Origin of the sequence: Streptomyces sp. NPDC057445, assembly GCF_042802855.1 — a bacterium.
Classification (GTDB): domain Bacteria; phylum Actinomycetota; class Actinomycetes; order Streptomycetales; family Streptomycetaceae; genus Streptomyces.
Genome location: NZ_JBHVDH010000018.1, coordinates 141,152 through 163,229, shown reverse-complemented (window position 1 = coordinate 163,229; position 22,078 = coordinate 141,152). Strand labels below are relative to the sequence as shown.

Below are 22,078 nucleotides of genomic sequence, written 5' to 3'. Positions count from 1 at the left end.
ACCGACGTCATGTCCGCACAGGTGACCCTGCCCACCGACCGCCCGGTGGTCTTCTCACCCTTCGGCCTCGGCGTCCTCGACCTCGCCGTCGGCAAGTACGTCTACGACGAGACGAACCGCACCGGCGACCTGCACGTCGTCGACAACTTCTTCCACGACATGAGCCGCTACGGATGAACGGCCGACCAGCCAGGAGGCCCGACAAGGACTGACCCCCGAGAGACTTCACCGGTCACGTCGCCGCAGGCCGGCGCCGCAGGTTGGAGGGCATTGTGCCAGTCATATCCAATCCTTACGCCTTCAACGAGGACGAGCTCTATGTCGACCTCCGGTCGATCTTCGGGCACTCGCTCTTCCTGAAGTGTGAGGGTTTCAACTTCGCCGGCTCGATCAAGCTGAAGGCCGCGGTCGAGATGGTGGAGGCCGCCGAGCGGGACGGTGTTCTCAGACCCGACTCGATTCTGGTCGAGTCCTCGTCCGGGAACCTCGGCGTGGCGCTGAGCATGATCGCGGCGAGCAAGGGCTACCGGTTTCTCTGCGTGACGGACTCGCGCTGCAACCTGTCGACCAGGTTGCTGATGGAGGCGTTGGGCAGCCAGGTGCACATCATCGCCGGGCAGGAGGCGAACGGCGGCTTCCTCGGCGCGCGGATCGACTACGTCCGTGCGCTGTGTGCCTCCGACCGCCGGTACGTGTGGCTCAGCCAGTACACCAATCCGAACAACTGGAAGGCGCACTACCGCAGGACGGCTCAGGAGATCGCCCGCCAGTTCCCGCAGCTCGACGTGCTGTTCGTCGGAGCGGGCACCACCGGGACCCTGATGGGCTGCGCGCGCTACTTCCGCGAATGGCACCGGCCGGTGCGGATCATCGCACTGGACAGCGTCGGCTCGGTGATCTTCGGGGGCGCCCCGGGCCGCCGGATGATTCCGGGCCTCGGCATGAGCATGCGTCCGCCGCTGCTCGACGACGCCTATGTGGACGAGGTGATCCTCGTCGAGGAGGCCGACACCATCCGTGCCTGCCATCGTCTGGCCAGACGTGGGTTCCTGTTCGGCGGCTCCACCGGCACGGTCGTCAGCGGCGCGATGGGCTGGCTGGCGAAGCACGACACGCGTGGCCTCACCTCGGTGGCCATCGCCCCGGACCTCGGCGAGCGCTACCTCGACACCATCTACCAGACCAACTGGCTGCAGGGTCTTTACGGCGAGGACGTGCTCGCCGACGAACCCGCCACCGGTTCGCTGGCAGCCTGTCCCACACCACCAGCCCGGTCGCCGGGCCGGGGGCTGCAGCTGGGCAACGGCGACCGCGCCGGTGGAGGCCAGCGCCCTCAGCACCAGAACCGCAAGGCCTAGCGTCTTTCGTTCGGATCAGGCAGGAGAGTGACGGCCGGCCTCCGGGAGGCCGGCCGTCAGGACGCGACGTACGCGCGCAGATGACGGGCCGTGAGCGTGTCCCCCTCCGACACCAGATCGGCGGGCGTCCCCGTGAAGACCACGCGACCACCGTCGTGGCCGCCGCCGGGGCCCAGGTCGACGATCCAGTCGGCGTGGGCCATGACGGCCTGGTGGTGTTCGATGACGATGACGGTGTTGCCGTCGTCGACGAGGCGGTCGAGGAGGGCGAGGAGCTTGTCCACGTCCGCCATGTGTGGAGCAGGCCGACGAGGAGCGGGGCGACGGAGGGATCGTCCAACTGCCGGACGAAGTCGGCGAGATCACTGATCAGCATGGCCGAGCACCGGGCGATGTTCAGACCGCTGACCTGGGAGGAGAGAGCGGCGGCGCTCAGCCGCGTACCCCCGCAGACGGGACGGTCGGCGAAGACGGCGGCCCGGTCCACGAAGGCCCGGATGTGGGGCTGCAGGCCCTCCCGGTCCTTGGCGAGCCAGCTGCGCTGGATTTCCGAGGCGGCTGAAGATGATCCGGAGCATGGTGAACGCGTCGGTGGCGGTGCCGACCGTGGAGCGGGAGTCGGCCCCCATCCGCTCCGGCCGGTGGCTGTGTGCGGGGGCGGCAGGCATTCGGGCTCTGCTCGGGTACGGCTGTACGGCTTCCGGACTTCCTGGGCTCTCGGTCTAGAGTTCTATCGCTCGTGTCCGACATCTCGGGCGGGAAGACCGGAAGGAAGAGATATGGGCACGGCGGACGCCCGGCGACGGGTGCTCTATGTGACGGATCCGGCGTATCAGGCGCGCGGTCGCCGGTACTGCGACGAGGACATCCGTCTGACGTCACGGCTGCGCGAGGCGCTTCCGCTCGCGCAGTGCCATCCGCGGGACGCCGAGTCGCTCATGGACGCCTTCGATCTGGTCGTGGTGCGCAACAGCGGTCCTGTCATGCACTACCAGGAGGCCTACGACTCGTTCCGGGCGCGGGCGCACGGCGAGGGGACGCGGGTCTACAACCCGCTGACCGGGAAGGGCGACATGGCCGGTAAAGGCTATTTGTCCGAGCTGTCTTCCGCCGGATACCCGGTCATACCGACCGTCGACCGCGCCGCGGATCTCGGGCGGCTGCCGGAGACGGGCGAGTACGTCGTGAAACCCCTGCTGGGCGCGGACTCCGTGGGCCTGGAGTTCGTACCGCGGGAGCGGCTGGACGGGGTGGAGTTCGGCTCGGTGCTCGTCCAGCCGCGGGTGCGCTTCCGGTACGAGGTGTCCTTCTACTTCGTCGACCGCGCCTTCCAGTACGCCCTCTACGCCCCGCGCCCGGAACGGCGCTGGGAGCTGGAGAGGTACGAGGCGAGCGCTGCGGACCTGGAGTTCGCCCGGGCGTTCGTGGACTGGAACGGGCTCGAGTACGGCATCCAGCGGGTGGACGCCTGCCGGGACGAGGACGGACGGCTGCTGCTGGTCGAGCTGGAGGATCTCAATCCGTATCTCTCGCTCGATCTGGTCGACGCGGAGACCCGCGGGGCGTTCGAGCGGGCATTCGTGGAGTCGGTGCGCCGGGCGATGGGCTGAGGCCCGAGAGCGGCGGGGAACAGGCCGGCACCGGCACGGGCGTTCGCGCCTCGCCGCGTCTCACCGCGTCCCCGCCGGGACGTCTTGGCCGGGACGTCTCAGCCGGAGCCCTTCAGCAGGCGGTCCATCGTGCCGTGCAGGATCAGCTGCCGGTCCCCTTCGGCGAGATCGGCGAGTAGGACCCTGCCGAGGCCGATCCGCAGATCGAGGAAGACGGCGTCGGAGCCGAAGACGATCCGGTCGGCACCGACCTCGGAGACGAACCGGACGAGATGGCGGGCCGTCATCCGGGAGCTGCAGGTCTCCAGGACGAGGTTCGGACAGCGGAGGGCTGCCTCGATCGCGGGGCCGTAGCCGTGCGGGGCCAGCCCCGAGTGGCCCATGAGCAGGGGGACCGTGGGGTGACGCGGGGCGACGGCCATGAAGTGGCGGGCGTCGTTGAAGGCGCTGCGGTGCTGGCTGTGGGCGAGGACGATCCGGCCCCGCTCGGCGGCCAGGTCGAAGGCCGGGGTGTAGGCGGGGTGATCGAGGCCCACTTCGTGGACGTCGGGGTGGAGCTTGACGCCGATGACGCCGGGGGCGTCGAGGAGGTCACGCAGACGGGGGGCCGCCTCGGGATCGTGCGGGTTGAACACGGCGTATCCGAGGAGCCGTCCGGGGTGGGCGGCGAGTTCCTCCAGGAGGAGGGCGTTGCCCGCGCGGGCGTCGGGGCCCACGGCCAGCAGATGCGAGACGCAGGACGCGGCCACCCCACAGAGGTCCATCATGGCGACGAGACTCCTGGCGGAGCCGTCGGGGATGGCGAAGGCGTGCCAGAGGCCGAGGTGCCCGTGGGCGTCGATCGCGCCCTCGGAATGTGCCGGGTCGGGCGGGCCCGCCCGAACCACCGGCCCGGTCATACCGCACCGCCCAGCAGTCGCAGCGCGTTGCCGCCCGCGACGAGCGCCGCGTCGCCGTCCGGCAGGTCGAGGGTGTCCAGTTGGTGGCGCGGGCCCGCGTCGTCGGTGACGGGGGCTCCGGTGCCGAAGAGGACGCGGTGGGCTCCGTACCGCTGCGCGAACCACTCCACCTGACGGTGGCCCGCGAGCGTCGATGTGTCGACATGCAGCAGTGGATGGGTGTCGAGCAGTTCGCCGAGGTCGCGAAGGCTGCGGTAACCGGTGCCGGTGAGGACGATCCGCAGCCCAGGGACGGCGCCGGCGAGCAGATGCACCTCGGCGGCGGTGACGGCTTCCCAGGCGAGCAGCACCGTGGTGTTCGCGCGGGAGACTTCGGCGAGCAGGCCGAGGGCGTGCGGGCCGGTGGTGTTCCAGCCGTGCCGGTCGGGACAGAGCCGCACGAGCGGGGCCGTACCTTCGCCGTCCCACCCGCCCGTGCCGAGGGGCCCCGGGACGAGTACGGGCACGGGATGCAGCCGCCGGTCGCCGATATCGCTCAACCGGCCGTTGCCGTCACGCGGGTCGCCGTGGAGCGCATGGGAGTGGACGACACAGGCCGTGTCGATCCGCATCCGGTCCAGCTCCCTGACCAGGCCGGTCTCGTCCCGGCTGGGAACGGCGTCGTTGGGCAGCGGGCCGAGGACGCGGTTGATGTCGACGACGGTGATGGCGGCTCCCAAGATCTGATGGGACGTCACATACTAGCCACCTCATCGGGGGGCGGACCCGCGGTACGGCTCGCTTCCGGCGCGGCGGACCCGCCCCCGCCGCTGCGTTCGGCGGCCGACGGTGCGGCGAGAGCGAGCGCGCGGTACGTGCGGCGCAGCATCCACCGGACCATGAACGGATGTATGTACCGGACCGGCGCGAAGTAGAGCCTCCCCAGGCGGTTGTGGGTCCGCACGACGGTCGTGAGGGTCACATCCCGCTCACCCACGAGCAGTGAGGCGCGGAAGTCGAGATGGGACGCGTCCTCACCGAGCAGCAGCTCATCACCGTCGGCCGCCTGCACGGCGAAGGGCAGCACGCCACGCCAGGCGCGCGGGTCACGGTCCATGCCGGGCTCCAGCGGCAGCTGCCACGCGTCGCAGAAGTCGACGCGGTCGAAGGCGCCACGGGCGAGGCGGGCCGCTTCGGGAACGGCGACCGCCCGCGGACGGTACCGGACGAGCCGGTGCGTCAGGCGGACCCGGGGGGACCAGCGCACGGGCGCGTCGAGGGAACCCGTGGCGGCGCGCTCGATGTTGTCGAGGAGCTCCTCGACGACCACGTCGTGCACCGGCCGGACCACGAGCGACCAGCGGAGCGCCTCCTTGAGACTCTGCCGCTGCTCCAGGACATGGACGACACGGCAGCGGGCGGGGCCGAGCGGCTCGATGTGCATGCCGTGAAAGCCGTTGCCGGGCGGCGCGAAGTCGAAGCGGACGCTGCGACCGGGCCGGTAGGCCCCGACCTTGTACCGGACGAAGCCGTGGCCGCCGTCGGCGCCGACACCAAGGGGGCGGTCGAAGCGCATCGGGGGCCAGGCGGGGGTGGGGAAGAGCGGATCGTCGTCGGCCGACAGCCGGTCCATCAGGGCGCCGACGGTGTCGGCGGAGGCTTCGACGACTCGCTCATGGACGTTCCGTACCGTGCGCATCACGCACCTCCATACGGCAGCGCATGTTTCTCCATACGATACCGTATGGTTGGGGATATGCCTCGACTCACCGCTCAGGACTGGGCCGAAGCGGCACTCACGGCGATCGGTGAGCGCGGCCTCGCCGCAGTCGCGGTGGAGCCGCTGGCGGCGCGGCTCGGGACCACCAAAGGCAGCTTCTACTGGCACTTCCCCAACCGCGAGGCACTGATCGAGGCGGCGCTCGCGCGCTGGGAAGTGCTCTGCACGGACGAGATCATCACGCTGGTCGAGCGGGAGCCGGACCCCGAGAAGCGGCTCCGGCTGCTCTTCACGGAGGCGACGGCCGCGGCGGCGGAGGACCCCTTGGAGGTGTCCCTGCTGGCCACCGCGGACCACCCCCACGTCGCCGCGGTCCTGCGCCGGGTCACCGAGCGACGGGTGTCCTACGTGGCCACGCTCTTCGAGGACCTCGGATTCCCGCCGGAGGAAGCCCGCCGCCGCGGCCTGCTCGCCTACACCAGCTACCTGGGCCACACCCAGCTCGCCCACGCGGTCCCCGAAACCCTGCCCGCGGGCAAGGAGCGTTCGGACTACCTGGCCTCGGTACTGGACGCGCTGCTCCGACGGGACTGACGGGGCCTGACGGCGGCGCCCCGTCGGGGATGCGGTGCGGGTGCGATGCGCGACCCGGCGGAGGTCGGGGAGCACGTCGGCCGGGCCGGGCGGGCGCGAACACGGCAGATCGCACCTGACGGCGCGCGCCGAGCGGTACGGCGGCAGGAAGCGCGAGTCGTCCAGGCGGCCCTGACCCGCCCGATCAGGTCAGCCGGCAGACGACGCACCGCCGGCCCGCGATGTCCGGGCGGCCCCGGCAGAGCACCGGGACCGTGTTCGCCTCAGGCCGAGGCCCGTTTGCGGGGCGTCGTCTTCTTGGCTGCGGTCTTCTTGGTCGTGGACTTCGCCGAAGCCGACTTCGAGGCCGTGGACTTCGAGGCCGTGGACTTCGCCGACGCCGATTTCGAAGCCGTCGACTTCGGCGCTGCCGACTTCGTGGACTTCGAGGCCGCCGTCCCCTTCGCCGTCGACGTGGACTTCTTCGCACCCGTCTCCTTGGGTGCGGTCCTGGCCGCGGTCTTCGCAGCCGCCTTCGTCGCCCGCTTGCGGGGCTTGAGCTCCGTGACTTCCGCGGCCCGCGCGGCCTCCGCGACCTGCTCCCCGTCGCCTCCGCGAGCCTGCTTCGCCGCCTTCACGCTGCTCTCCAGCGCCGCCATGAGGTCGATGACCTTGCCTCCGCTTTCGGCGGGTTCCCGCTCCGGTCGCAGCTCGACCCCCGCCGCCCTGGCGGCGATCAGTTCCTCGAGGGCCTCGCGGTAGTGGTCGTGCAGCGAGTCGAGGTCGACCTCGCCGAGGGTGTTCATCAGGGCATCGGCCAGGTCGAGTTCGGCCTCGCGGATCCTGACGTCGGTCTCAGGGGCGACCTCCTCGGGCGGTCGGATCTCGTCCGGCCAGAGCAGCCCGTGCATGGCGATCACGTCGTCGACGACGCGCAGCATTCCCAGCCGCTCCCGCCCTCGCAGCGCGAATTTCGCGATCGCCACCTTCTTGCTCCGCTTGAGCGCCTCGCGCAGGAGCGTGTACGGCTTGACGGCCGGCGCGCCGTTAGCGGCGAGGTAGTACGGCGTGTCCATCTGGAGCGGATCGATCTCCGAACCCGCCACGAAGGCGACGATCTGGATCGTCTTCGCGGTCGGCAGCGGCAGGGCGGCGAGGTCCTCGTCCGTGATCGGGATGAGCGTCCCGTCCGCGTCCTCGTACGCCTTGCCGATCTCCGACGCCGGAACCTCCTCGTCGTCCAGCTCGCAGACCTTGCGGTAGCGGATCCGTCCGCCGTCCGCCGTGTGGATCTGCCGGAAGGACATCGACCGGCTCTCGGTGGCGTTGACCACCTTGATCGGGATGCTGACCAGCCCGAAGGAGACCGCGCCGTTCCAAATGGATCGCACGTTCCATCCCTTTCATCCGACATTGAGAGGAATCATGGGATTCTCATCGTATGACGCCCATCACAGAGGTGGAGGGGCGGCGCCTGGCCCTGAGCAATCTGGAGAAGGTCCTCTATCCGGCGACCGGGACCACCAAGGGCGAGGTGCTGCACTACTACGCCCTCACCGCGGCCCCGCTCCTCGACCACCTCCGCGGGCGCCCGCTGTCCTTCCTCCGATACCCGGACGGCCCCGACGGCCAGCAGTTCTTCACCAAGAACCCGCCCCCCGGCACCCCGTCGTGGGTGCGCGTCACGGAGGTTCCGCGCTCCTCCCGCGAGACGGGCGAACAGGTCGTCGTGGAGGATCTGCCGTCGCTCATGTGGGCGGCGAACCTGGTGGTGGAATTCCACACCCCGCAGTGGCGAGCGGATGAACCGGCCATGGCCGACCGCATGGTCCTCGACCTCGACCCCGGCCCCCCGGCCACCGTCGTGGAGTGCTGCACGGTGGCCCGGTGGCTGCGGGAGCGGCTCGCCGCCGACGGTCTCGAGGCATATGCCAAGACGTCCGGCGCCAAGGGGCTGCACCTGCTGGTACCGCTGGAGCCGACACCGTCGTCGCGGGTGTCGGCGTACGCGAAGTCCCTGGCCGTCGAGGCCGAGGCCGAGCTCCCGGACATGGTGGTGCACCGGATGGCCCGTGCGCTGCGACCCGGGAAGGTCTTCGTCGATCACAGCCAGAACGCCGCGGCCAAGACCACCGCAACCCCTTACACCCTGCGCGCCAGGCCCGAGCCCACCGTCTCCGCACCCGTGACCTGGGAGGAGATCGAGGAGTGCGACTCCCCGGAGGAGCTGGTCTTCCGGCTCGGCGACATCGAGGGACGGCTCGAGCGGTACGGGGACCTCCTCGGGCCGCTCCTGGACCCCGAACACGCCGGCAGAGTGCCGTGAGCCCCCGGGTGACACGTCAGCTGCGGCCTCCGCTGAAGGTGGCCCTCGCCGAGTCCGTGGGCACACTGCCGCGCGGGCGAGGACTGGCGTACGAGCCCAAGTTCGACGGCCATCGCATCCTGATCTTCAAGCTGGACGGCGCCGCGGCGCTGCAGGCCCGTTCGGGGCGGATCGTCACCGCGGCCTTCCCCGATCTGGCGGAGGCGGCGCTCGCACTGCCTGACGGCACGGTCCTCGACGGCGAGGTGGTGGTCTGGACGGGCGGCCGGATCGACTTCGCCGCGGTGCAGCGGCGGGCCGCCGCGACGGCCGGGCGGGCCGGGATCCTCGCACGACGCCTCCCCGCCTCGTACGCCGCCTTCGATCTGCTCGCGGAAGGCGGCGAGGACCTGCGGGCCGCACCGTACGAACACCGCCGGGAGCGGCTGGTCGGGCTGCTCGGCCCGCTGGGTCCGCCGCTCCAGCCGGTACCGATGACGACGGACCCGGAGATCGCGGCCACCTGGTACGAGACCCTCCCCGCGAGCGGGATCGAAGGCCTCGTGATCAAGCGGCTCGGCGGGCCGTACCGTGCGGGCGCACGCGACTGGCGCAAGCTGCGGCACACGGACGTCCGGGACGCGGCCGTGGTGGGCTTCACGGGCCCGCCGGACCGGCCCGGCGCGCTGGTGCTCGTACTGCCGGACGACGACACCCCCGTGGTCTCCAGCCCGCTGCCGCCCGCGCTGCGGACACATGCGGCGACCACCCTCGCAGGCCGCGCGACGGGCGCCCCCGACGGCGCGGCGACGGCGATCGGCGTGGGCGAGGTCCCCTACCGCATGGTGGCGCCCGGACTCACCGCGGAGGTGGAGCGCGGAACGACCCGCCACACGGTGGTGACCGTCCTGCGGATCAGGGACGATCTGATTAATCAAGTTTGACCAGTCGAAAGGTGGGCATTACCCTCTGCAGGCCACTAGTCAAGTTTGATGAGGAGACAGCGTGACCGTTCCCCAGCTGCCCGACACCGGTTACATCCCCACCCCCGAGGAGCTCGCGAGCATCGAGGAATGGTTCGCGGAGTACGACGCGGCCAGTGGCGGCCGTGACATCGAGCGGATGGCGGACATGGCGGTCTTCCCCCTCAACCTGGTGAGCGACGACTCCGCGGGCAACGGCGCCTCCGCGCAGTGGAACCGTGAACAGTTCGTCGCCACGATGAGCCATGTGATGGGCGGCGGCTCCGACGACATCCGTTTCGAGTCGACGCGTACGCCCGTCTTCCTCTCCCCGGCGATGGCCGTGGTCTTCACCGATTCGGTCATGACCATGGGCGACACCGATCAGCAGCTGCGATACGCGGACATCCTGATCAAGCGGGACGGGAGGTGGGCCTTCCAGACGATGCTGCAGGGCGGCTGGGGGGACAATCTGGGCTGACGTCAGGGCAAGGGAGCCGCGGCGCGCCGGCCGCAGGCACACGGAACAACCTGCCGCCGGCGGCTTCACGCGCGCAACCAGGTCCTGCGGTCGCGGGCGAGCCAGTACAGCGACTCGACGTCCGCAGGTTTCAGGACACCGCCGAGCCGGGCGAGCTCCGGCACCGCCGTGTCCTCGAGGATCCTCACATCCGCGGCCCCACGCGACACGTCGAGCCGCGCCGCACCGACCACGGCAAGCACCGGGCGGACGGTCGCCGCCAGTGCGAGCGAGGCCCGCCGGGCCGCCCTGCGGACCAGCCGGAGCTCTGGGCGGGGCTCGGCTCGGCCCGTCGCGACCAGAGGGTCGGCCACCCGGACCCGGCGGCCACGGCCCGCGAGCGTACGCACCGCGAGCACGCCCACCGGGCCGATCGCCAGATGGTCGATGAGATCGGTGCCGGGCAGCGGCACGGAGTGGAGCACCCGCCAACCGGCGCCTTCCAGCCGGTCGAGCTCCGCGCCGAGCCGCTGCTGGGCGGCGAGTTCTGCATGGCGCGCACCGGCCCGGAGGTGCCGCCGGGCGGGCTCGACGTCCAGTGCCAGGTGCAGGGCCTCGCCGGGGCGGTTGGGCGCCAGGTCGTCGTCGGGAGGCAGGGACAGGCGGGCGAGTTCTCCCGCGGTCGGCACGGGCGGCGGACCGATGGTGAAGTCACCGGTGACAAAGGGCGCCAGAGCGGCGAGGACCTCGTCGCGGAGTTCGGCGAGGACGAGACTGACGTGGCGGGTGTCACGGTCGTACCAGGCGGCGCTCCGTCCGCCGGGAAGGCTGACGTACAGCCGTGAACGACCGTACCTGGACACCGGTGTGACGCGCAGTCCGGTCGGTACCATCGCTCCCTCACCCCCGCTGTCCATGGGAGCAGGCGGCGTGCCGGAGGGGCAATATGCCGGACGGGGGACGGAATGCGGACCGGGGCCGCGCGCCCGGACGGCTTTGCGGCGTGCCGGTTTTCGGAGTCCGCGTTGCCGTCGTCCTGGTGCACACTCTCCCCAAGCACCTGGCTCGCGGGAGGGAACGGCGTTGTTCACGGGGATCGACGAGGTCGACTGGGCGTCGCTGGAGCATGCGTACGGTCCGGCGGACGATGTCCCGGGCCTGCTGCGCGGGCTCGCGTCGCACGATCCGGTCGAACGGGAGGGCGCGCTCGACGGCATGTACTCCGCGGTGCACCACCAGGGCGACGTGTACGACTCGACACTTGCCTGCATCCCGTTCCTGCTGGAGCTCGTCGCCAGCCCCGGTGTGCAGGACCGGGGCGCCATCGTGGAGCTGCTGACCAGCATCGGCGGAATCGAGCTGGACGGTGACGACGAACCCGGCCCGGACGAGGAGGAGTTCGAGGAGGCGGCGAACTACGCGATGGCGGCGGCGGCGGTCGCCGCGGGCGCGGATGTGTTCGTCGAGCTGGTCACGGACGACGACCCCGGGGTGCGGCTCGCCGTTCCCTGCGCGCTCGCGATGCTGCACGGGGACCCCGCGCGGGTGCTGAAGCTGCTGCGGGGCCGGCTGGAGGCGGAGCCCGACACGGAGGTGCGCCTCGCGCTCGTGGAGGCGGTGGGGCGGATCGCCCTGCGGCACTCGGCGCTGAGGGCCGAAGCGCTCGAGTGGCTGACCGGGTTACTGGCGCCGGGCCACACACCCGGGCTGCGGCTCGCGGCGCTGACCCAGCTCGCCCAGCTCGCCCGGTGTGCTCCGGGGAGCCTGCCACCGGACGTCGCGTCGACGGCGACGGCTCTGCTGCGGGAGGCGGACGATCCGGGACGCGCCGGCGCCGGCGGTGTGGGGGACGATCTGCTGCGCACCCTGCATTCGGCGCTGGGCGACCGGGTCGACGAGCGCATCGCGCTGCTGGTGGGCCGGCTGGGCAGCCCCGACCCGGCGCAGCGCACGGACGCCGTGTGGATGTGTCACGGACTGATCCGGACCTGGCGGGGGCCCTACGACGAGCTGGTGCGGTGCATCGGGGCCCAGCTGGGCGATCCCGAGCCGCGGCTGCGGGCCGCCGCGGCGAGCCTGCTGGAGAGCCTCTTCGGACTGGCGATGCCCGCGGCGGACGCGCTCGCCGCGCGACTCGCGGGGGGCGGATACGCGGACGCGCGGGACGACCGGGCCCTCATCGCGCTGGCCCGGCTCGGTGACCCGCGGGCGGTCCCGGCGCTGGCGTCGGCGCTGGAGGAGCCCGAGCTGCCGCGTGAGGTGGCTTTCGCGGTGCCGTACCTGGGGGACGCCGCCGCGCCGCTCGCGCCGGTCCTGCGGCGCCGCCTCGCCGAGACCGAGCTCGACGACCAGCTCTTCGACCGGGCGGGCCCGCTGCTGCTCGCGCTGGGTGAGCTGCGTGCCGCCGAGGCGCTGCCGGAGGTCCTGCGGGTGCTGCGGGGCGCTCCGGAACAGGCGGGCGACTGGGTGACGGAGTCGGCGCTGCGGGCGCTCACGGCATTCGGGCCCGCGGCGCTGCCGGCCGTGCGGGAGCTGCGCGAGCTGCTGGGCAGCCCGTGCACGTCGGTGGCGACGGCCGCCGCCCGGGCGCTGTGGGCGGTCTCGGGCGACGCGGACGCAGGCACCGTACTGCCGGTGCTACGGAAGCTCCTGGGGGCGGACGGGCCCGACGAGCGCCGCGCGGCCGCGGCCGCGCTCGGCTTCCTCGGCCCGCGGGCGTCGGTCGCGGCGCCCGCCCTGCGCGAGCTGCTCACCTGCCGCGAACGCTGGCTCCGCATGGACGCGGCGACAGCCCTCTGGCGCGTCACCGGGGATCCCCGTGACGCCCTTCCTGTCCTGATCACGGCCTGGGAGGAGAACCGCTACGGCCGCGTCGAGATCGCCGAGTGCCTCACCGAGATGGGCCCGGCGGCGTCCCCCGCCGCCCCTCTGCTCCGCGCCGAGCTCTCCCGCCCTCGCCGCCACAACGTCCTCGACGGCGGCTCCGGCACCCATGACATCGAACAGGACGAACGGCTGCTGACGTTGTGCAGGAGGGCTCTCGCGGGCAGGGGCTGAGCGAGCGCCGGCCCGACGCCCTGGCCTGTCCATGACGTCCCCCGAGGCAGGGCCTGCGCGCGCTCCCTCGGCGTTCTTCGGCATGTCGGAGCGAACGGACCCGGCACCGCACGCCACGGACCTGACTTTCGGTACGGCGGCCCGGAGGGCTTCCGCACGGCGATGCCCCGCGGCACCCGCAGGGCTCCCCACCGCACCGTGCCGGCGCCCGCGCAGTGTCGCAGCTGCGACGACGGGTTGCCGTTACACAACCGACGAATCACTGCAATAGCGGACAGATACGCTCGATCTTCGCAGCAAGTACGCGACTCCGCCTAAGGTTGTCGGAAAGAAAGACCGACCGGCCCGAGCCCCTTCTGACGCGGAAGACGGCGTAGCCGCAGCATCAGCAGGGAGCCTGGCCCGTGAATCCGTTCCGCACCGTCATATGCGCAGCGCTCTCGGCGACCGCCGGGCTCCTGCTGCTGACCGGGTGCGGCACCGCGGGCAGTCTGCAGAGCGCGGGGGCGACGCCGACGGCCGTGGGGCCCGTACCGCTGTGGCCCGACCTGCCGCCCATCTCCGCGCCGCCGGTCGACTACGGGGAGAGCGACACCGCGCACATATCCGGGGTCAAGGTGCCCGACGGCGATGTCCGTGCCGTGAGTCCGGTCGCCGTCGTACAGGCCGACGTGGCCGAGCACCCCCGGCAGGTCACCGGTGCCGACGGCCTGTACGAGAAGACCGCCCGGCAGATCCGGGCATGCACGTCGAAGCCCGACGAGTGCCCCGTCCGCCGGCCGTACTACCGCGATCTGACAGGCGACGGGAAGGACGAGCTGATCGTCGCCGTCACGATGCCCGAGCGGCAGACCGCCATCCGCGTCTACATGCCAGAGAAGGGCGCGCTGACGCGGATCATGACCTATTCGGACGCGATCGTCCGGGTGGAGCTGGCCGGCAAGGACCTGATCACCCGGGCCGTGTCGGCCGGTATCCCCGGGTACGAGTACCGGACCGCCTGGTCCTGGGACGAGCAGCAGCGTGCGATGCTCCCCACCCGGGACGAGATCATCCGGGTCAAGCCGACCGGGCCCCCCGCGCCCACCCCGCAGGCGGGGACCGCCCGATGAGCCGTCGCCCCACCCGCCTCGGCCGCATTCGCGCGCGCCGTCCCCGCCTTCCCGCCTGGACCGCGACACTCACCTGGAAGGCCGCGCTCTTCATCACCGTGATGTGCTGCGCCCTCGCCGCGCTCCTCGGCGCGCTCGTCCATGTGTCCGTGACCCGCCAGACCGTCGACCAGGCCCGCGAGAAGGCCCTCTCCCGGCTCGAGGACGCGACGCAGGCGTACGAGGCGGGCGATCCCTTCGGCCGGTACGGCGAGGTGGACCCGCCGGGGCTGCCCCCCGAGCTGCGCCGTCTCGCGCTCCGCGGGCAGCGCGGAACGGTCGTCTCCGACTTCGCCGGCAGTCCCACCATGTGGGCCGCGGGTCCCGCCGACGGCCGGGCCATAGCCGTCCGCGTCGACTACACCCTCAGCGCGGACACGATCGGAAATCTGGACCGTGCGATCCTCGGCTCCTCCGCCCTGGCCATCGGCGCGACACTGCTCGTGGGAGCCTTCGCGGTCACCCGGGTGACCCAGCGGCTCCATCTGACCGCGCAGGTCGCCCGCCGTATCGGCGCGGGCGACCTGGACGCACGCGTCAACGACCCGCGCACCAAGGACCCTTCACGGCCCCAGGACGAGGTAGCAACGGTCTCCGGCGCCCTGGACACCATGGCCTCCACCCTCCAGGAGAAGCTGCTGAGCGAGCAGCGCTTCACCGCCGACGTGGCGCATGAGCTGCGCACCCCGCTGACCGGGCTGTCCGCCGCCGCCGAACTCCTGCCGCCCGGCCGCCCCTCCGAGCTCGTACAGGACCGGGTGAGGACGATGCGCGCGCTGACCGAGGACCTGCTGGAGATCTCCCGCCTGGACGCGGGCAGCGAGAGAGTCGACCTCGACATCCACCAACTCGCGCCACTCACCGAGCGGGTCGTACAGGGCATGTGCACCGCGGGCTCCGACACAGAGCTGCGGATCAGCCGGTCGGCGCATGTCGAGACCGACAAGCGGCGGCTGGAGCGGGTCCTGGGCAATCTGATCACCAACGCCCACAGGCACGGGGCCCGGCCGGTCGTCGTGTCGGTCGAGGGTCCGGTGGTGTCGGTACGGGACCACGGCGCCGGATATCCGAGGTATCTGCTGGACCACGGCCCCCAGCGGTTCCGTACGGAGTCCGGCGGCAAGGGGCACGGCCTCGGGCTCACGATCGCCATGGGACAGGCAGCGGTGATCGGCGCGGAACTGGAGTTCCACAACGCCCCGGACGGCGGCGCGATCGCCTGTCTGACACTGCCCGAGTACGTGCCCCTGGACGACTCCCCTGCCGGCCCTCCGGCGACCGTCGACGGCACGCCTGAGTCCCTGGATAAGCGGACATAAGACCCCTGCTTGCTACGTTGCGCGCATGACCGCAACGACGGCGGGCCCTCCCCCGCCCGCGCCTCGCGTGCCGAAACGGCGCGGGGTCGAGCTCTCGCTCCTCGTCTGCGCCGTCCTCATCTCCGTCTACGGCTATCTCGCCGTCGGAATCACCCGAAGCGACGCCCTCCCGCCGGATGCCGTCGCCTACGGCGCGGGCCTCGGCCTGCTCGCCCTGCTCGCCCATCTGGCCGTGCGGCTGCGGGCCCCGTACGCGGATCCTCTGCTCCTGCCCATCGCGGTCCTCCTCAACGGACTCGGCCTGGTCCTGATCTACCGGCTCGACCTCGAAACCCCCGACCGTGCCGCACCCGCCCAGCTCGTCTGGTCCACGCTCGGCGTCGCCCTCTTCATCGCGGCCGTCGTCCTGCTCCGCGACCACCGGGTGCTGCGGCGGTACGCGTACCTCTCCGTCGCCGCCGCCCTCGTCCTGATGATCGTGCCGATCTTCTTCCCCGCGGTGAACGGGGCCCGCATCTGGATCCGGATCGGCGGATTCTCCTTCCAGCCCGGCGAGTTCGCCAAGATCCTGCTCGCGGTCTTCTTCGCCGCGTATCTCGCCGCCAACCAGAGCGCCCTCGCCTACACCGGCCGCCGGGTCTGGAAACTCCAGTTCCCCACCGGCCGGGTGCTCGGCCCGGTCGTCACGATCTGGCTGATCAGCGTCGTGGTCCTGGTGCTCGAACGGGACCTCGGCACCTCGCTGCTCTTCTTCGGGCTCTTCGTGATCATGCTGTACGTGGCGACGGGGCGGACCGGCTGGATCGCCGTGGGGCTGCTGCTCGCCGGCGTCGGGGCCCTCGCCGTCGGCACCCTCGAACCGCATGTGCACGGACGTGTCGAGGACTGGCTCAACCCCTTCGCCTCCATCGACGCCGGTCAGGGACCCGGCCAGCTCGCCCAGTCGCTGTTCTCGTTCGCCGCCGGCGGGTTCCAGGGGACCGGACTCGGCGCCGGGCACTCGATCCTGATCGGCTTCGCCCCGAAGTCCGACTTCATCCTCGCGACCGCGGGCGAGGAGCTGGGACTCGCCGGGCTGACGGCGATCTTCCTCCTCTACGGACTGCTCGTGGCTCGCGGGTACCGTGCGGGGCTCGATCTGCGCGACCCCTTCGGCCGGCTCGTCGCCGTCGGCCTGGCCACGATCATCGCCGTCCAGGTCTTCGTCATCGCCGGCGGAGTGACGGGGCTGATCCCGCTCACCGGCATGGCCATGCCGTTCCTGGCGCAGGGCGGTTCGTCCGTCGTCACCAACTGGATCATCGTGGCGCTGCTCATCCGCGTCAGCGACTCGGCCCGCGCCCCGCTGCCCGACACGGAGGAGTCCGGCCTCGTCGCACCGCCCGCGCTGACCATGGCCCCGGGGGACGGACGATGACCCGCTACATCCGGCGCGCCGCGATCCTGTGTCTGATCCTGCTGGCCGCGCTGCTGGTCAATGCCGTACGGGTCCAGGTGCTCCAGGCCGGCGAGCTCCGCGACAGCCCGGCCAACCGCCGCCCCCTCATCGCCCGCTACGCCGACCCGCGCGGCGACATCGTCGTCGGCTCCCGGCAAGTGACCGGCAGCAAGGACACCCGGCAGCAGTTGCGTTACGAACGCACCTACCGCAACGGGCCACTGTATGCGCCCGTCACCGGCTATGCCTCGCAGCTGTACGGCACCACCCTGCTCGAGCACACCGAGGACGGGATCCTGGCCGGTACGGATCAGCTGCTCGCCCCACTCCCCCTCTGGAACGACCTCACCCGCTCCCGGCAGCCCGGCGGCAGGGTCGTCACGACCATCAGGGCATCACTGCAGGAGGCCGCGTACAAGGCACTCGCCGGGCGGCGGGGCGCGGTCGCCGCGCTGGAGCCGTCGACCGGCAGGATCCTGGCGCTGGTCAGCAGCCCGTCGTACGATCCGGGGCTGCTGTCCGGGAACAGTGCGGAGGTCGTCGCCGCCTGGACCCGGCTCAACGCGACGGCCACCCGGCCGATGCTCAACCGGGCCATCCGGCAGACCTATCCGCCCGGCTCGGCCTTCAAGATCGTGACCGCCGCGGCGGCGCTGGACGCGAGGGTCGTCACCGACCCGGACGCCCCCACGGACGCCCGCGACCCCTATGTCCTTCCGGGCACGCGCACCCGGCTCCCGAACCGGGTGCCCGGCTGTGACCGGGCATCGCTGTCGTACGCGCTCCGGTTCTCCTGCAACACCGTGATGGCGAGCCTCGGGGTGAAGGTGGGGCTGGGCAGGATGCTGGAGACGGCGGAGGAGTTCGGCTTCAACGACGCCGGGCTGAGGATTCCCGCCGGAGTGGCCGCCTCCACCTTCGACCGGCACATGAGCGCGGACCAGCTCGCGCTGTCCTCCATCGGCCAGTTCGACACGGCGGCGACTCCGCTGCAGATGGCGATGGTCGCGGCGGCCGTCGCCAACGGCGGGGAACTGGCGTACCCGTATCTGGTGGACCGCGCGACGACCCGCGGCGGCGACACCGTACGTGCGGCGCTCCCCCGCAGCTACCGGCGGCCGATGAATCCGGTCACGGCGCAGCTGCTCCAGGGGATGATGATCGAGGCGGTCGAGAAGGGAGGCGGCCGGCGCGCCGCGATCCGCGGAGTGCGGGTGGGCGGCAAGACGGGCACGGCACAGCACGGCGTCGACAACAGCGCCATGCCGTACGCCTGGTTCATCTCCTGGGCCCAGAAGCGGGACGCGATCCGGCCGTCGGTGGCGGTGGCGGTGGTCGTCGAGGACGCGGAGGCGAACCGCAACGAAATCAGCGGCGGCGGCGACGCGGCGCCGATCGCGCGGGCGGTGATGGTGGCGGCTCTGCGGGGCACGAAGCGCTGAGCCGGAGCGGTGCGGACCCGGTCTTCGGCACTCAGCCGTCGATTCGGCCCCGAGGCGGGACGCGCAGGGGCGTGCCCTGGACCGCCCCACCCGGGGCCGCCCCATGGCGCAGCCCGCGCCGGGCACGCCCGGCAACCGCCCCCGCGCCGCCTCAGGGCGCCCCGCCCTCCGCGATCGCCCCCTCCACCTCCGCGACCCGGGCCGCCTCCTCTGCCGCGAAGCGCTCCCTGTCGAGCTGCTCCGCCAGTTGCTCGTCCTGGGTCATCAGCAGGTCGAGATTGGAGTCACCCAGCTCGAAGACGCCCATGTCGACGTACGCCCTCTGCAGCCGTTCGCCCCACAGGCCGATGTCCTTGACGCAGGGCACGATCCGGCTGAAGAGGAGCTTCCTGAACAGGTGCAGGAACTCGGACTGCTCGGTGTACTCCTCCGCCTCCTTCCGCGGGATGCCGAAGTCCTCCAGCACCTCGATCCCGCGGATGCGGTCGCGCATCAGATAGCAGCCCTCGATGACGAATTCCTCGCGCTCCCGCAGCTCCGCGTCCGTGAGCTGCTTGTAGTAGTCGCGCAGTGCCATCCGCCCGAACGCGACGTGCCGGGCCTCGTCCTGCATGACGTACGCCAGGATCTGCTTGGGCAGCGGCTTGTCCGTCGTGTCGCGGATCATGCCGAACGCGGCGAGCGCCAGGCCCTCGATGAGCACCTGCATGCCGAGGTAGGGCATGTCCCAGCGGGAGTCGCGCAGGGTGTCGCCGAGCAGTCCCTGCAGGTTGTCGTTGATCGGGTAGAGCATCCCGATCTTCTCGTGCAGGAAGCGCCCGTAGATCTCGGCGTGCCGGGCCTCGTCCATGGTCTGGGTGGCGGAGTAGAACTTCGCGTCGAGATCGGGCACGGATTCGACGATCCGTGCCGCGCACACCATCGCGCCCTGCTCGCCGTGCAGGAACTGGCTGAACTGCCAGGAGGTGTAGTGCCGGCGCAGCTCTCCCTTGTCCTTCTCGGTCATCCTGGACCAGTGGCGGGTGCCGTAGAGACTGAGGACCTCGTCGGGAGTGCCCAGCGGGTCGTACGGGTCCACTTCCAGGTCCCAGTCGATGCGCTTGGCGCCGTCCCACTGCTTGTCCTTGCCCTTCTGGTACAGGGCGAGCAGGCGGTCGCGGCCGTCGTCGTACTCCCAGCTGAAACGCGCCGAGCCGGAGGCAGGAACGGACCAGATCAGGTCGTCGGGGGTTTTGGTGTAGAAGTCACGTGTCGACACGAACAGCTCCTTCGCCTCAACGGACGGGCCCCTGACGGTCCGTCTGGCGTCCTTCGGCAGGTTCACACGTTGGTAGACGCCGGGTCAACAAGTGCTACGCAAGGGATTGACTGCTTTGCTGACAAGCAGTCTCATACAAGCCATGACGACTGTGACCCCACGCGATCTCACGCTCCTCCGCGACGCCCTCGGCCCGCTCAGGGACCGCGAACAGGTCGCCGCGCGCCTGCTCGAATCCTCGGCCAAGCACTCCTTCGACCCCGACAAGGAACTCGACTGGGAGGCCCCGGTCGAGGAGGGCAAGTGGTTCTGGCCGCCCGAGCTGGTGTCCCTGTACGACACCCCGCTGTGGAAGAAGATGTCCGAGGAACAGCGGATGGACCTGGCACGGCACGAGGCCGCCTCCCTCGCGTCGCTCGGCATCTGGTTCGAGATCATTCTGATGCAGCTGCTGGTACGGCACATCTACGACAAGTCCGTGACCAGCAATCATGTGCGGTACGCGCTGACGGAGATCGCGGACGAGTGCAGGCACTCGATGATGTTCGCGAGGATGATCCAGAAGGGCGGCGCCCCGGCGTACCCGGTGCCGCGGGTCTACCACAACCTGGCTCGCGTCCTGAAGACCGTCTCGACCACGCCGGGTTCGTTCGCGGCCACGCTGCTCGGTGAGGAGATCCTCGACTGGATGCAGCGGCTGACGTTCCCGGACGAGCGCGTCCAGACGCTGGTACGCGGCGTGACCCGCATCCACGTCGTGGAGGAGGCCCGCCATGTGCGCTACGCACGGGAGGAGCTGCGCCGCCAGATGGTGACCGCGCCCCGGTGGGAGCAGGAATTCACCCGCGTCAGCTGCGGCCAGGCGGCCAGGGTCTTCTCCGTCTGCTTCGTCAATCCCCAGGTGTACGAGAACGTGGGCCTGGACCGGAAGGAGGCCGTGGCGCAGGTGAAGGCGAGCGGCCACCGCCGCGAGGTGATGCAGACGGGCGCGAAGCGCCTCACGGACTTCCTGGACGACATCGGCGTCCTGCGCGGACCGGGGCGCAGGCTGTGGAAGAGCTCGGGACTGCTTGCCTGAACGCTGCCGCGGGCCGGGGTGAGGGCGGCGGATCCGGCCGAACCCATCGCCGTGTGCGTCCGGGAGCGGCACGAAGGCGGCCGTCGGAGCGCCGCCCCTCTGCGGGACGTCGGGGGCGTCGTACGTGGGCCGTCCTTGGGCCGTCGGCGCGTCGTGCGTGGGCCGTCTGCGGGCCGTCGGGCGGGCAGGACGCCGACCGACGGCCGGGCGGAGCAAGTACCGGCCGGAGCAAGAACCAGCCGGAGCAAGAACCGGCCGGAGCAAAGGCCGAACGGTGCCCCGGGCCACCGCTCCCAGCAGGCAACCTCCGGGCCTCGGCGCCGGATCCGGTCACGTCCGAAGGAATGCGGGCGGGGCGGCCCGTTGTCCGCCACGACGGGCCACGGGCGGCACGGCCGGGGCCACCGGCCCGGGAACGACGGTTACGCTGCCCGTATGACCTCGACTGCTCCCGCAACGAATCGCGCCTACCGGCGCCTCAGTGTGGAGGAGCGGCGCAGTCAGCTGCTTCGCGCCGCTCTCACGCTGTTCGCGCACCGAGCGCCCGAGGACGTGTCGCTCGACGACGTCGCAGAGGCCGCCGGGGTGTCCCGGCCGCTCGTGTACCGCTACTTCCCGGGCGGCAAGCAGCAGTTGTACGAGGCTGCTCTGCGCAGCTCCGCCGACGCGCTCGTCCTGTGCTTCGCCGAGCCGCCCACCGGTCCGCCCACCGAGCGGCTCGGGCGCGTCCTGGACCGTTACCTCGACTTCGTCGACAAGCACGACGCCGGATTCAGCGCGCTTCTGCGCGGCGGCAGCGTCGCCGAGACGTCACGTGCCAGCGCGATCGTCGACGAGGTGCGACGGGCCGCGGCCGAGCAGATCCTCGTCCACCTCGGGGTCCCCGATCCCGGCCGGCGGGTACGGATGATGGTCCGCACCTGGATCGCGGCGGTCGAGGCCGCGTCGCTCATCTGGCTGGACGAGGACAAGCGCCCGCCTGCCGACGAGCTGAGGAACTGGCTGGTGGACCACCTTCTGGCCCTGCTGGCCGCGACGGCGGCATCCGACGAGGAGACCGCGAAGGTGGTCAGGGGGCTGCTCGCCCTGGAGACCCCGTCGGGCCCGGTGGCCGAGCTCGGCCGACGGGTGCTCCCCATGCTGGGCGACGCGGGCCACCTGCTGTGACACTGGTGGGGTGAAGAGCGAGAACACCCCCTTCGTCGGCGGTCCCCTCGACGGGCGGGTCCTGCCCGTCCTCGTCGGGCCCACCGGCAACCCCCCGCAGTGGTACGAGGTTCCGGTACCGGACGACGCGGGCGGGCCGCCGACCGTGTACGCGTACCGCCGGGTTCCGGCCGGTCACACCAGGCGGCTCGGGCTGCCGCGCGGGTGGAAGTACGAGTACGCGCCCGGCGGACGCGAGCGCCGCACCCTCAACTGGCCCTGGTCCAAGCCGAAGCGGGCCGAATAGGATCACGGCGACCGTA

General features: G+C 71.4%; 20 protein-coding genes and 2 pseudogenes. 15 read left to right on the top strand and 7 right to left on the bottom strand.

Annotated features, from left to right (window positions below; translation table 11 throughout):
• Window positions 1-177 (top strand): annotated as a pseudogene (locus ACFU5O_RS29015) (2,3-diaminopropionate biosynthesis protein SbnB); the annotation flags it as partial.
• A gap of 95 nt (window positions 178-272) precedes the next feature.
• Entirely contained in the window at window positions 273-1,358 is a 1,086-nt protein-coding gene (gene sbnA / locus ACFU5O_RS29010; RefSeq protein ID WP_384245004.1) for a 2,3-diaminopropionate biosynthesis protein SbnA, read from the top strand.
• 56 nt (window positions 1,359-1,414) lie between these two features.
• Here the strand turns inward: sbnA and ACFU5O_RS29005 are convergent.
• Window positions 1,415-1,654 (bottom strand): annotated as a pseudogene (locus ACFU5O_RS29005) (excinuclease ABC subunit UvrA); the annotation flags it as partial.
• Window positions 1,655-2,137: 483 nt separating this feature from the next.
• Between ACFU5O_RS29005 and ACFU5O_RS29000 the strand changes: the two are divergent.
• Window positions 2,138-2,968: a hypothetical protein gene (locus tag ACFU5O_RS29000; protein WP_384245003.1), complete on the top strand. Its 831-nt coding sequence runs from the start codon at window positions 2,138-2,140 to the stop codon at window positions 2,966-2,968.
• Between the two features lie 98 nt (window positions 2,969-3,066).
• On the opposite strand, the gene ACFU5O_RS28995 is transcribed toward ACFU5O_RS29000, so the two are convergent.
• The 3 genes from ACFU5O_RS28995 to ACFU5O_RS28985 are packed head-to-tail and all read right to left on the bottom strand — an operon-like array spanning window position 3,067 to window position 5,545.
• The gene (locus ACFU5O_RS28995) at window positions 3,067-3,855 is read right to left on the bottom strand and encodes an amidohydrolase family protein (RefSeq protein ID WP_384245002.1); all 789 of its coding nucleotides are present in this window, start codon (window positions 3,853-3,855) and stop codon (window positions 3,067-3,069) included.
• A gap of 8 nt (window positions 3,856-3,863) precedes the next feature.
• Window positions 3,864-4,604 carry an amidohydrolase family protein gene (locus tag ACFU5O_RS28990; RefSeq protein ID WP_384245000.1) on the bottom strand — a complete coding sequence of 247 codons (741 nt, stop codon included), beginning with the start codon at window positions 4,602-4,604 and terminating at the stop codon, window positions 3,864-3,866.
• Window positions 4,601-5,545: a DUF2867 domain-containing protein gene (locus ACFU5O_RS28985; protein ID WP_384244999.1), complete on the bottom strand. Its 945-nt coding sequence runs from the start codon at window positions 5,543-5,545 to the stop codon at window positions 4,601-4,603. The genes ACFU5O_RS28990 and ACFU5O_RS28985 overlap by 4 nt, the downstream gene beginning before the upstream one ends.
• Before the next feature lie 57 nt (window positions 5,546-5,602).
• On the opposite strand from ACFU5O_RS28985, the gene ACFU5O_RS28980 reads away from it, so the two are divergent.
• Window positions 5,603-6,160 carry a TetR/AcrR family transcriptional regulator gene (locus ACFU5O_RS28980; protein ID WP_384244998.1) on the top strand — a complete coding sequence of 186 codons (558 nt, stop codon included), beginning with the start codon at window positions 5,603-5,605 and terminating at the stop codon, window positions 6,158-6,160.
• Window positions 6,161-6,423: 263 nt separating this feature from the next.
• On the opposite strand, the gene ACFU5O_RS28975 is transcribed toward ACFU5O_RS28980, so the two are convergent.
• Window positions 6,424-7,530 carry a Ku protein gene (locus tag ACFU5O_RS28975; protein ID WP_384244997.1) on the bottom strand — a complete coding sequence of 369 codons (1,107 nt, stop codon included), beginning with the start codon at window positions 7,528-7,530 and terminating at the stop codon, window positions 6,424-6,426.
• A gap of 50 nt (window positions 7,531-7,580) precedes the next feature.
• Between ACFU5O_RS28975 and ligD the strand changes: the two genes are divergently transcribed.
• From ligD to ACFU5O_RS28960, 3 genes are all read left to right on the top strand, one after another.
• Window positions 7,581-8,465, top strand: a complete 885-nt coding sequence (ligD, locus tag ACFU5O_RS28970) for a non-homologous end-joining DNA ligase (protein ID WP_384244995.1) — start codon at window positions 7,581-7,583, stop codon at window positions 8,463-8,465.
• A gap of 32 nt (window positions 8,466-8,497) precedes the next feature.
• Complete coding sequence (locus tag ACFU5O_RS28965) at window positions 8,498-9,388, top strand: ATP-dependent DNA ligase (RefSeq protein WP_384245013.1); 891 nt, start codon at window positions 8,498-8,500, stop codon at window positions 9,386-9,388.
• Between the two features lie 61 nt (window positions 9,389-9,449).
• The gene (locus tag ACFU5O_RS28960; RefSeq protein WP_384244994.1) at window positions 9,450-9,887 is read left to right on the top strand and encodes a nuclear transport factor 2 family protein; all 438 of its coding nucleotides are present in this window, start codon (window positions 9,450-9,452) and stop codon (window positions 9,885-9,887) included.
• Window positions 9,888-9,952: 65 nt separating this feature from the next.
• Here the strand turns inward: ACFU5O_RS28960 and ACFU5O_RS28955 are convergent, their stop codons facing one another.
• Window positions 9,953-10,759, bottom strand: coding sequence for a nuclease-related domain-containing protein (locus ACFU5O_RS28955; RefSeq protein ID WP_384244993.1), 807 nt, complete (start codon window positions 10,757-10,759; stop codon window positions 9,953-9,955).
• A gap of 190 nt (window positions 10,760-10,949) precedes the next feature.
• On the opposite strand from ACFU5O_RS28955, the gene ACFU5O_RS28950 reads away from it, so the two are divergent.
• The 5 genes from ACFU5O_RS28950 to ACFU5O_RS28930 all read left to right on the top strand — a co-directional run bounded on the left by ACFU5O_RS28950 (window position 10,950) and on the right by ACFU5O_RS28930 (window position 18,273).
• Window positions 10,950-12,923 carry a HEAT repeat domain-containing protein gene (locus ACFU5O_RS28950; RefSeq protein WP_384244991.1) on the top strand — a complete coding sequence of 658 codons (1,974 nt, stop codon included), beginning with the start codon at window positions 10,950-10,952 and terminating at the stop codon, window positions 12,921-12,923.
• Between the two features lie 404 nt (window positions 12,924-13,327).
• The gene (locus ACFU5O_RS28945; protein WP_384244989.1) at window positions 13,328-14,035 is read left to right on the top strand and encodes a hypothetical protein; all 708 of its coding nucleotides are present in this window, start codon (window positions 13,328-13,330) and stop codon (window positions 14,033-14,035) included.
• Complete coding sequence (locus ACFU5O_RS28940; RefSeq protein ID WP_384244987.1) at window positions 14,032-15,393, top strand: ATP-binding protein; 1,362 nt, start codon at window positions 14,032-14,034, stop codon at window positions 15,391-15,393. The genes ACFU5O_RS28945 and ACFU5O_RS28940 overlap by 4 nt, the downstream gene beginning before the upstream one ends.
• 25 nt (window positions 15,394-15,418) lie before the next feature.
• Complete coding sequence (locus ACFU5O_RS28935) at window positions 15,419-16,810, top strand: FtsW/RodA/SpoVE family cell cycle protein (RefSeq protein WP_384244986.1); 1,392 nt, start codon at window positions 15,419-15,421, stop codon at window positions 16,808-16,810.
• A complete protein-coding gene (locus ACFU5O_RS28930) occupies window positions 16,807-18,273 on the top strand; it encodes a penicillin-binding transpeptidase domain-containing protein (protein ID WP_384244985.1) in 1,467 nt (488 codons plus the stop codon). The genes ACFU5O_RS28935 and ACFU5O_RS28930 overlap by 4 nt, the downstream gene beginning before the upstream one ends.
• Before the next feature lie 151 nt (window positions 18,274-18,424).
• Here the strand turns inward: ACFU5O_RS28930 and ACFU5O_RS28925 are convergent, their stop codons facing one another.
• The gene (locus ACFU5O_RS28925; protein ID WP_384244984.1) at window positions 18,425-19,531 is read right to left on the bottom strand and encodes a ferritin-like domain-containing protein; all 1,107 of its coding nucleotides are present in this window, start codon (window positions 19,529-19,531) and stop codon (window positions 18,425-18,427) included.
• A 142-nt stretch (window positions 19,532-19,673) separates the two neighbouring features.
• Between ACFU5O_RS28925 and ACFU5O_RS28920 the strand changes: the two genes are divergently transcribed.
• The 3 genes from ACFU5O_RS28920 to ACFU5O_RS28910 all read left to right on the top strand — a co-directional run bounded on the left by ACFU5O_RS28920 (window position 19,674) and on the right by ACFU5O_RS28910 (window position 22,062).
• A complete protein-coding gene (locus ACFU5O_RS28920; RefSeq protein WP_384244982.1) occupies window positions 19,674-20,609 on the top strand; it encodes a diiron oxygenase in 936 nt (311 codons plus the stop codon).
• 435 nt (window positions 20,610-21,044) lie between these two features.
• Window positions 21,045-21,776 carry a TetR/AcrR family transcriptional regulator gene (locus ACFU5O_RS28915; protein WP_384244981.1) on the top strand — a complete coding sequence of 244 codons (732 nt, stop codon included), beginning with the start codon at window positions 21,045-21,047 and terminating at the stop codon, window positions 21,774-21,776.
• A 10-nt stretch (window positions 21,777-21,786) separates the two neighbouring features.
• A complete protein-coding gene (locus ACFU5O_RS28910) occupies window positions 21,787-22,062 on the top strand; it encodes a hypothetical protein (protein ID WP_384244980.1) in 276 nt (91 codons plus the stop codon).
• Window positions 22,063-22,078: the final 16 nt, after the last annotated feature.

What these genes read in the sequence shown, in the direction of transcription:
- ACFU5O_RS29000 (WP_384245003.1), top strand. Translation starts at nt 2,138, where the DNA reads ATGGGCACGGCGGACGCCCGGCGACGGGTGCTCTATGTGACGGATCCG.
- ACFU5O_RS28955 (WP_384244993.1), bottom strand. Translation starts at nt 10,759, where the DNA reads ATGGTACCGACCGGACTGCGCGTCACACCGGTGTCCAGGTACGGTCGT.
- ligD (WP_384244995.1), top strand. Translation starts at nt 7,581, where the DNA reads ATGACGCCCATCACAGAGGTGGAGGGGCGGCGCCTGGCCCTGAGCAAT.
- ACFU5O_RS28980 (WP_384244998.1), top strand. Translation starts at nt 5,603, where the DNA reads ATGCCTCGACTCACCGCTCAGGACTGGGCCGAAGCGGCACTCACGGCG.
- ACFU5O_RS28920 (WP_384244982.1), top strand. Translation starts at nt 19,674, where the DNA reads ATGACGACTGTGACCCCACGCGATCTCACGCTCCTCCGCGACGCCCTC.
- ACFU5O_RS28985 (WP_384244999.1), bottom strand. Translation starts at nt 5,545, where the DNA reads ATGCGCACGGTACGGAACGTCCATGAGCGAGTCGTCGAAGCCTCCGCC.
- ACFU5O_RS28940 (WP_384244987.1), top strand. Translation starts at nt 14,032, where the DNA reads ATGAGCCGTCGCCCCACCCGCCTCGGCCGCATTCGCGCGCGCCGTCCC.
- ACFU5O_RS28935 (WP_384244986.1), top strand. Translation starts at nt 15,419, where the DNA reads ATGACCGCAACGACGGCGGGCCCTCCCCCGCCCGCGCCTCGCGTGCCG.
- ACFU5O_RS28930 (WP_384244985.1), top strand. Translation starts at nt 16,807, where the DNA reads ATGACCCGCTACATCCGGCGCGCCGCGATCCTGTGTCTGATCCTGCTG.
- ACFU5O_RS28915 (WP_384244981.1), top strand. Translation starts at nt 21,045, where the DNA reads ATGACCTCGACTGCTCCCGCAACGAATCGCGCCTACCGGCGCCTCAGT.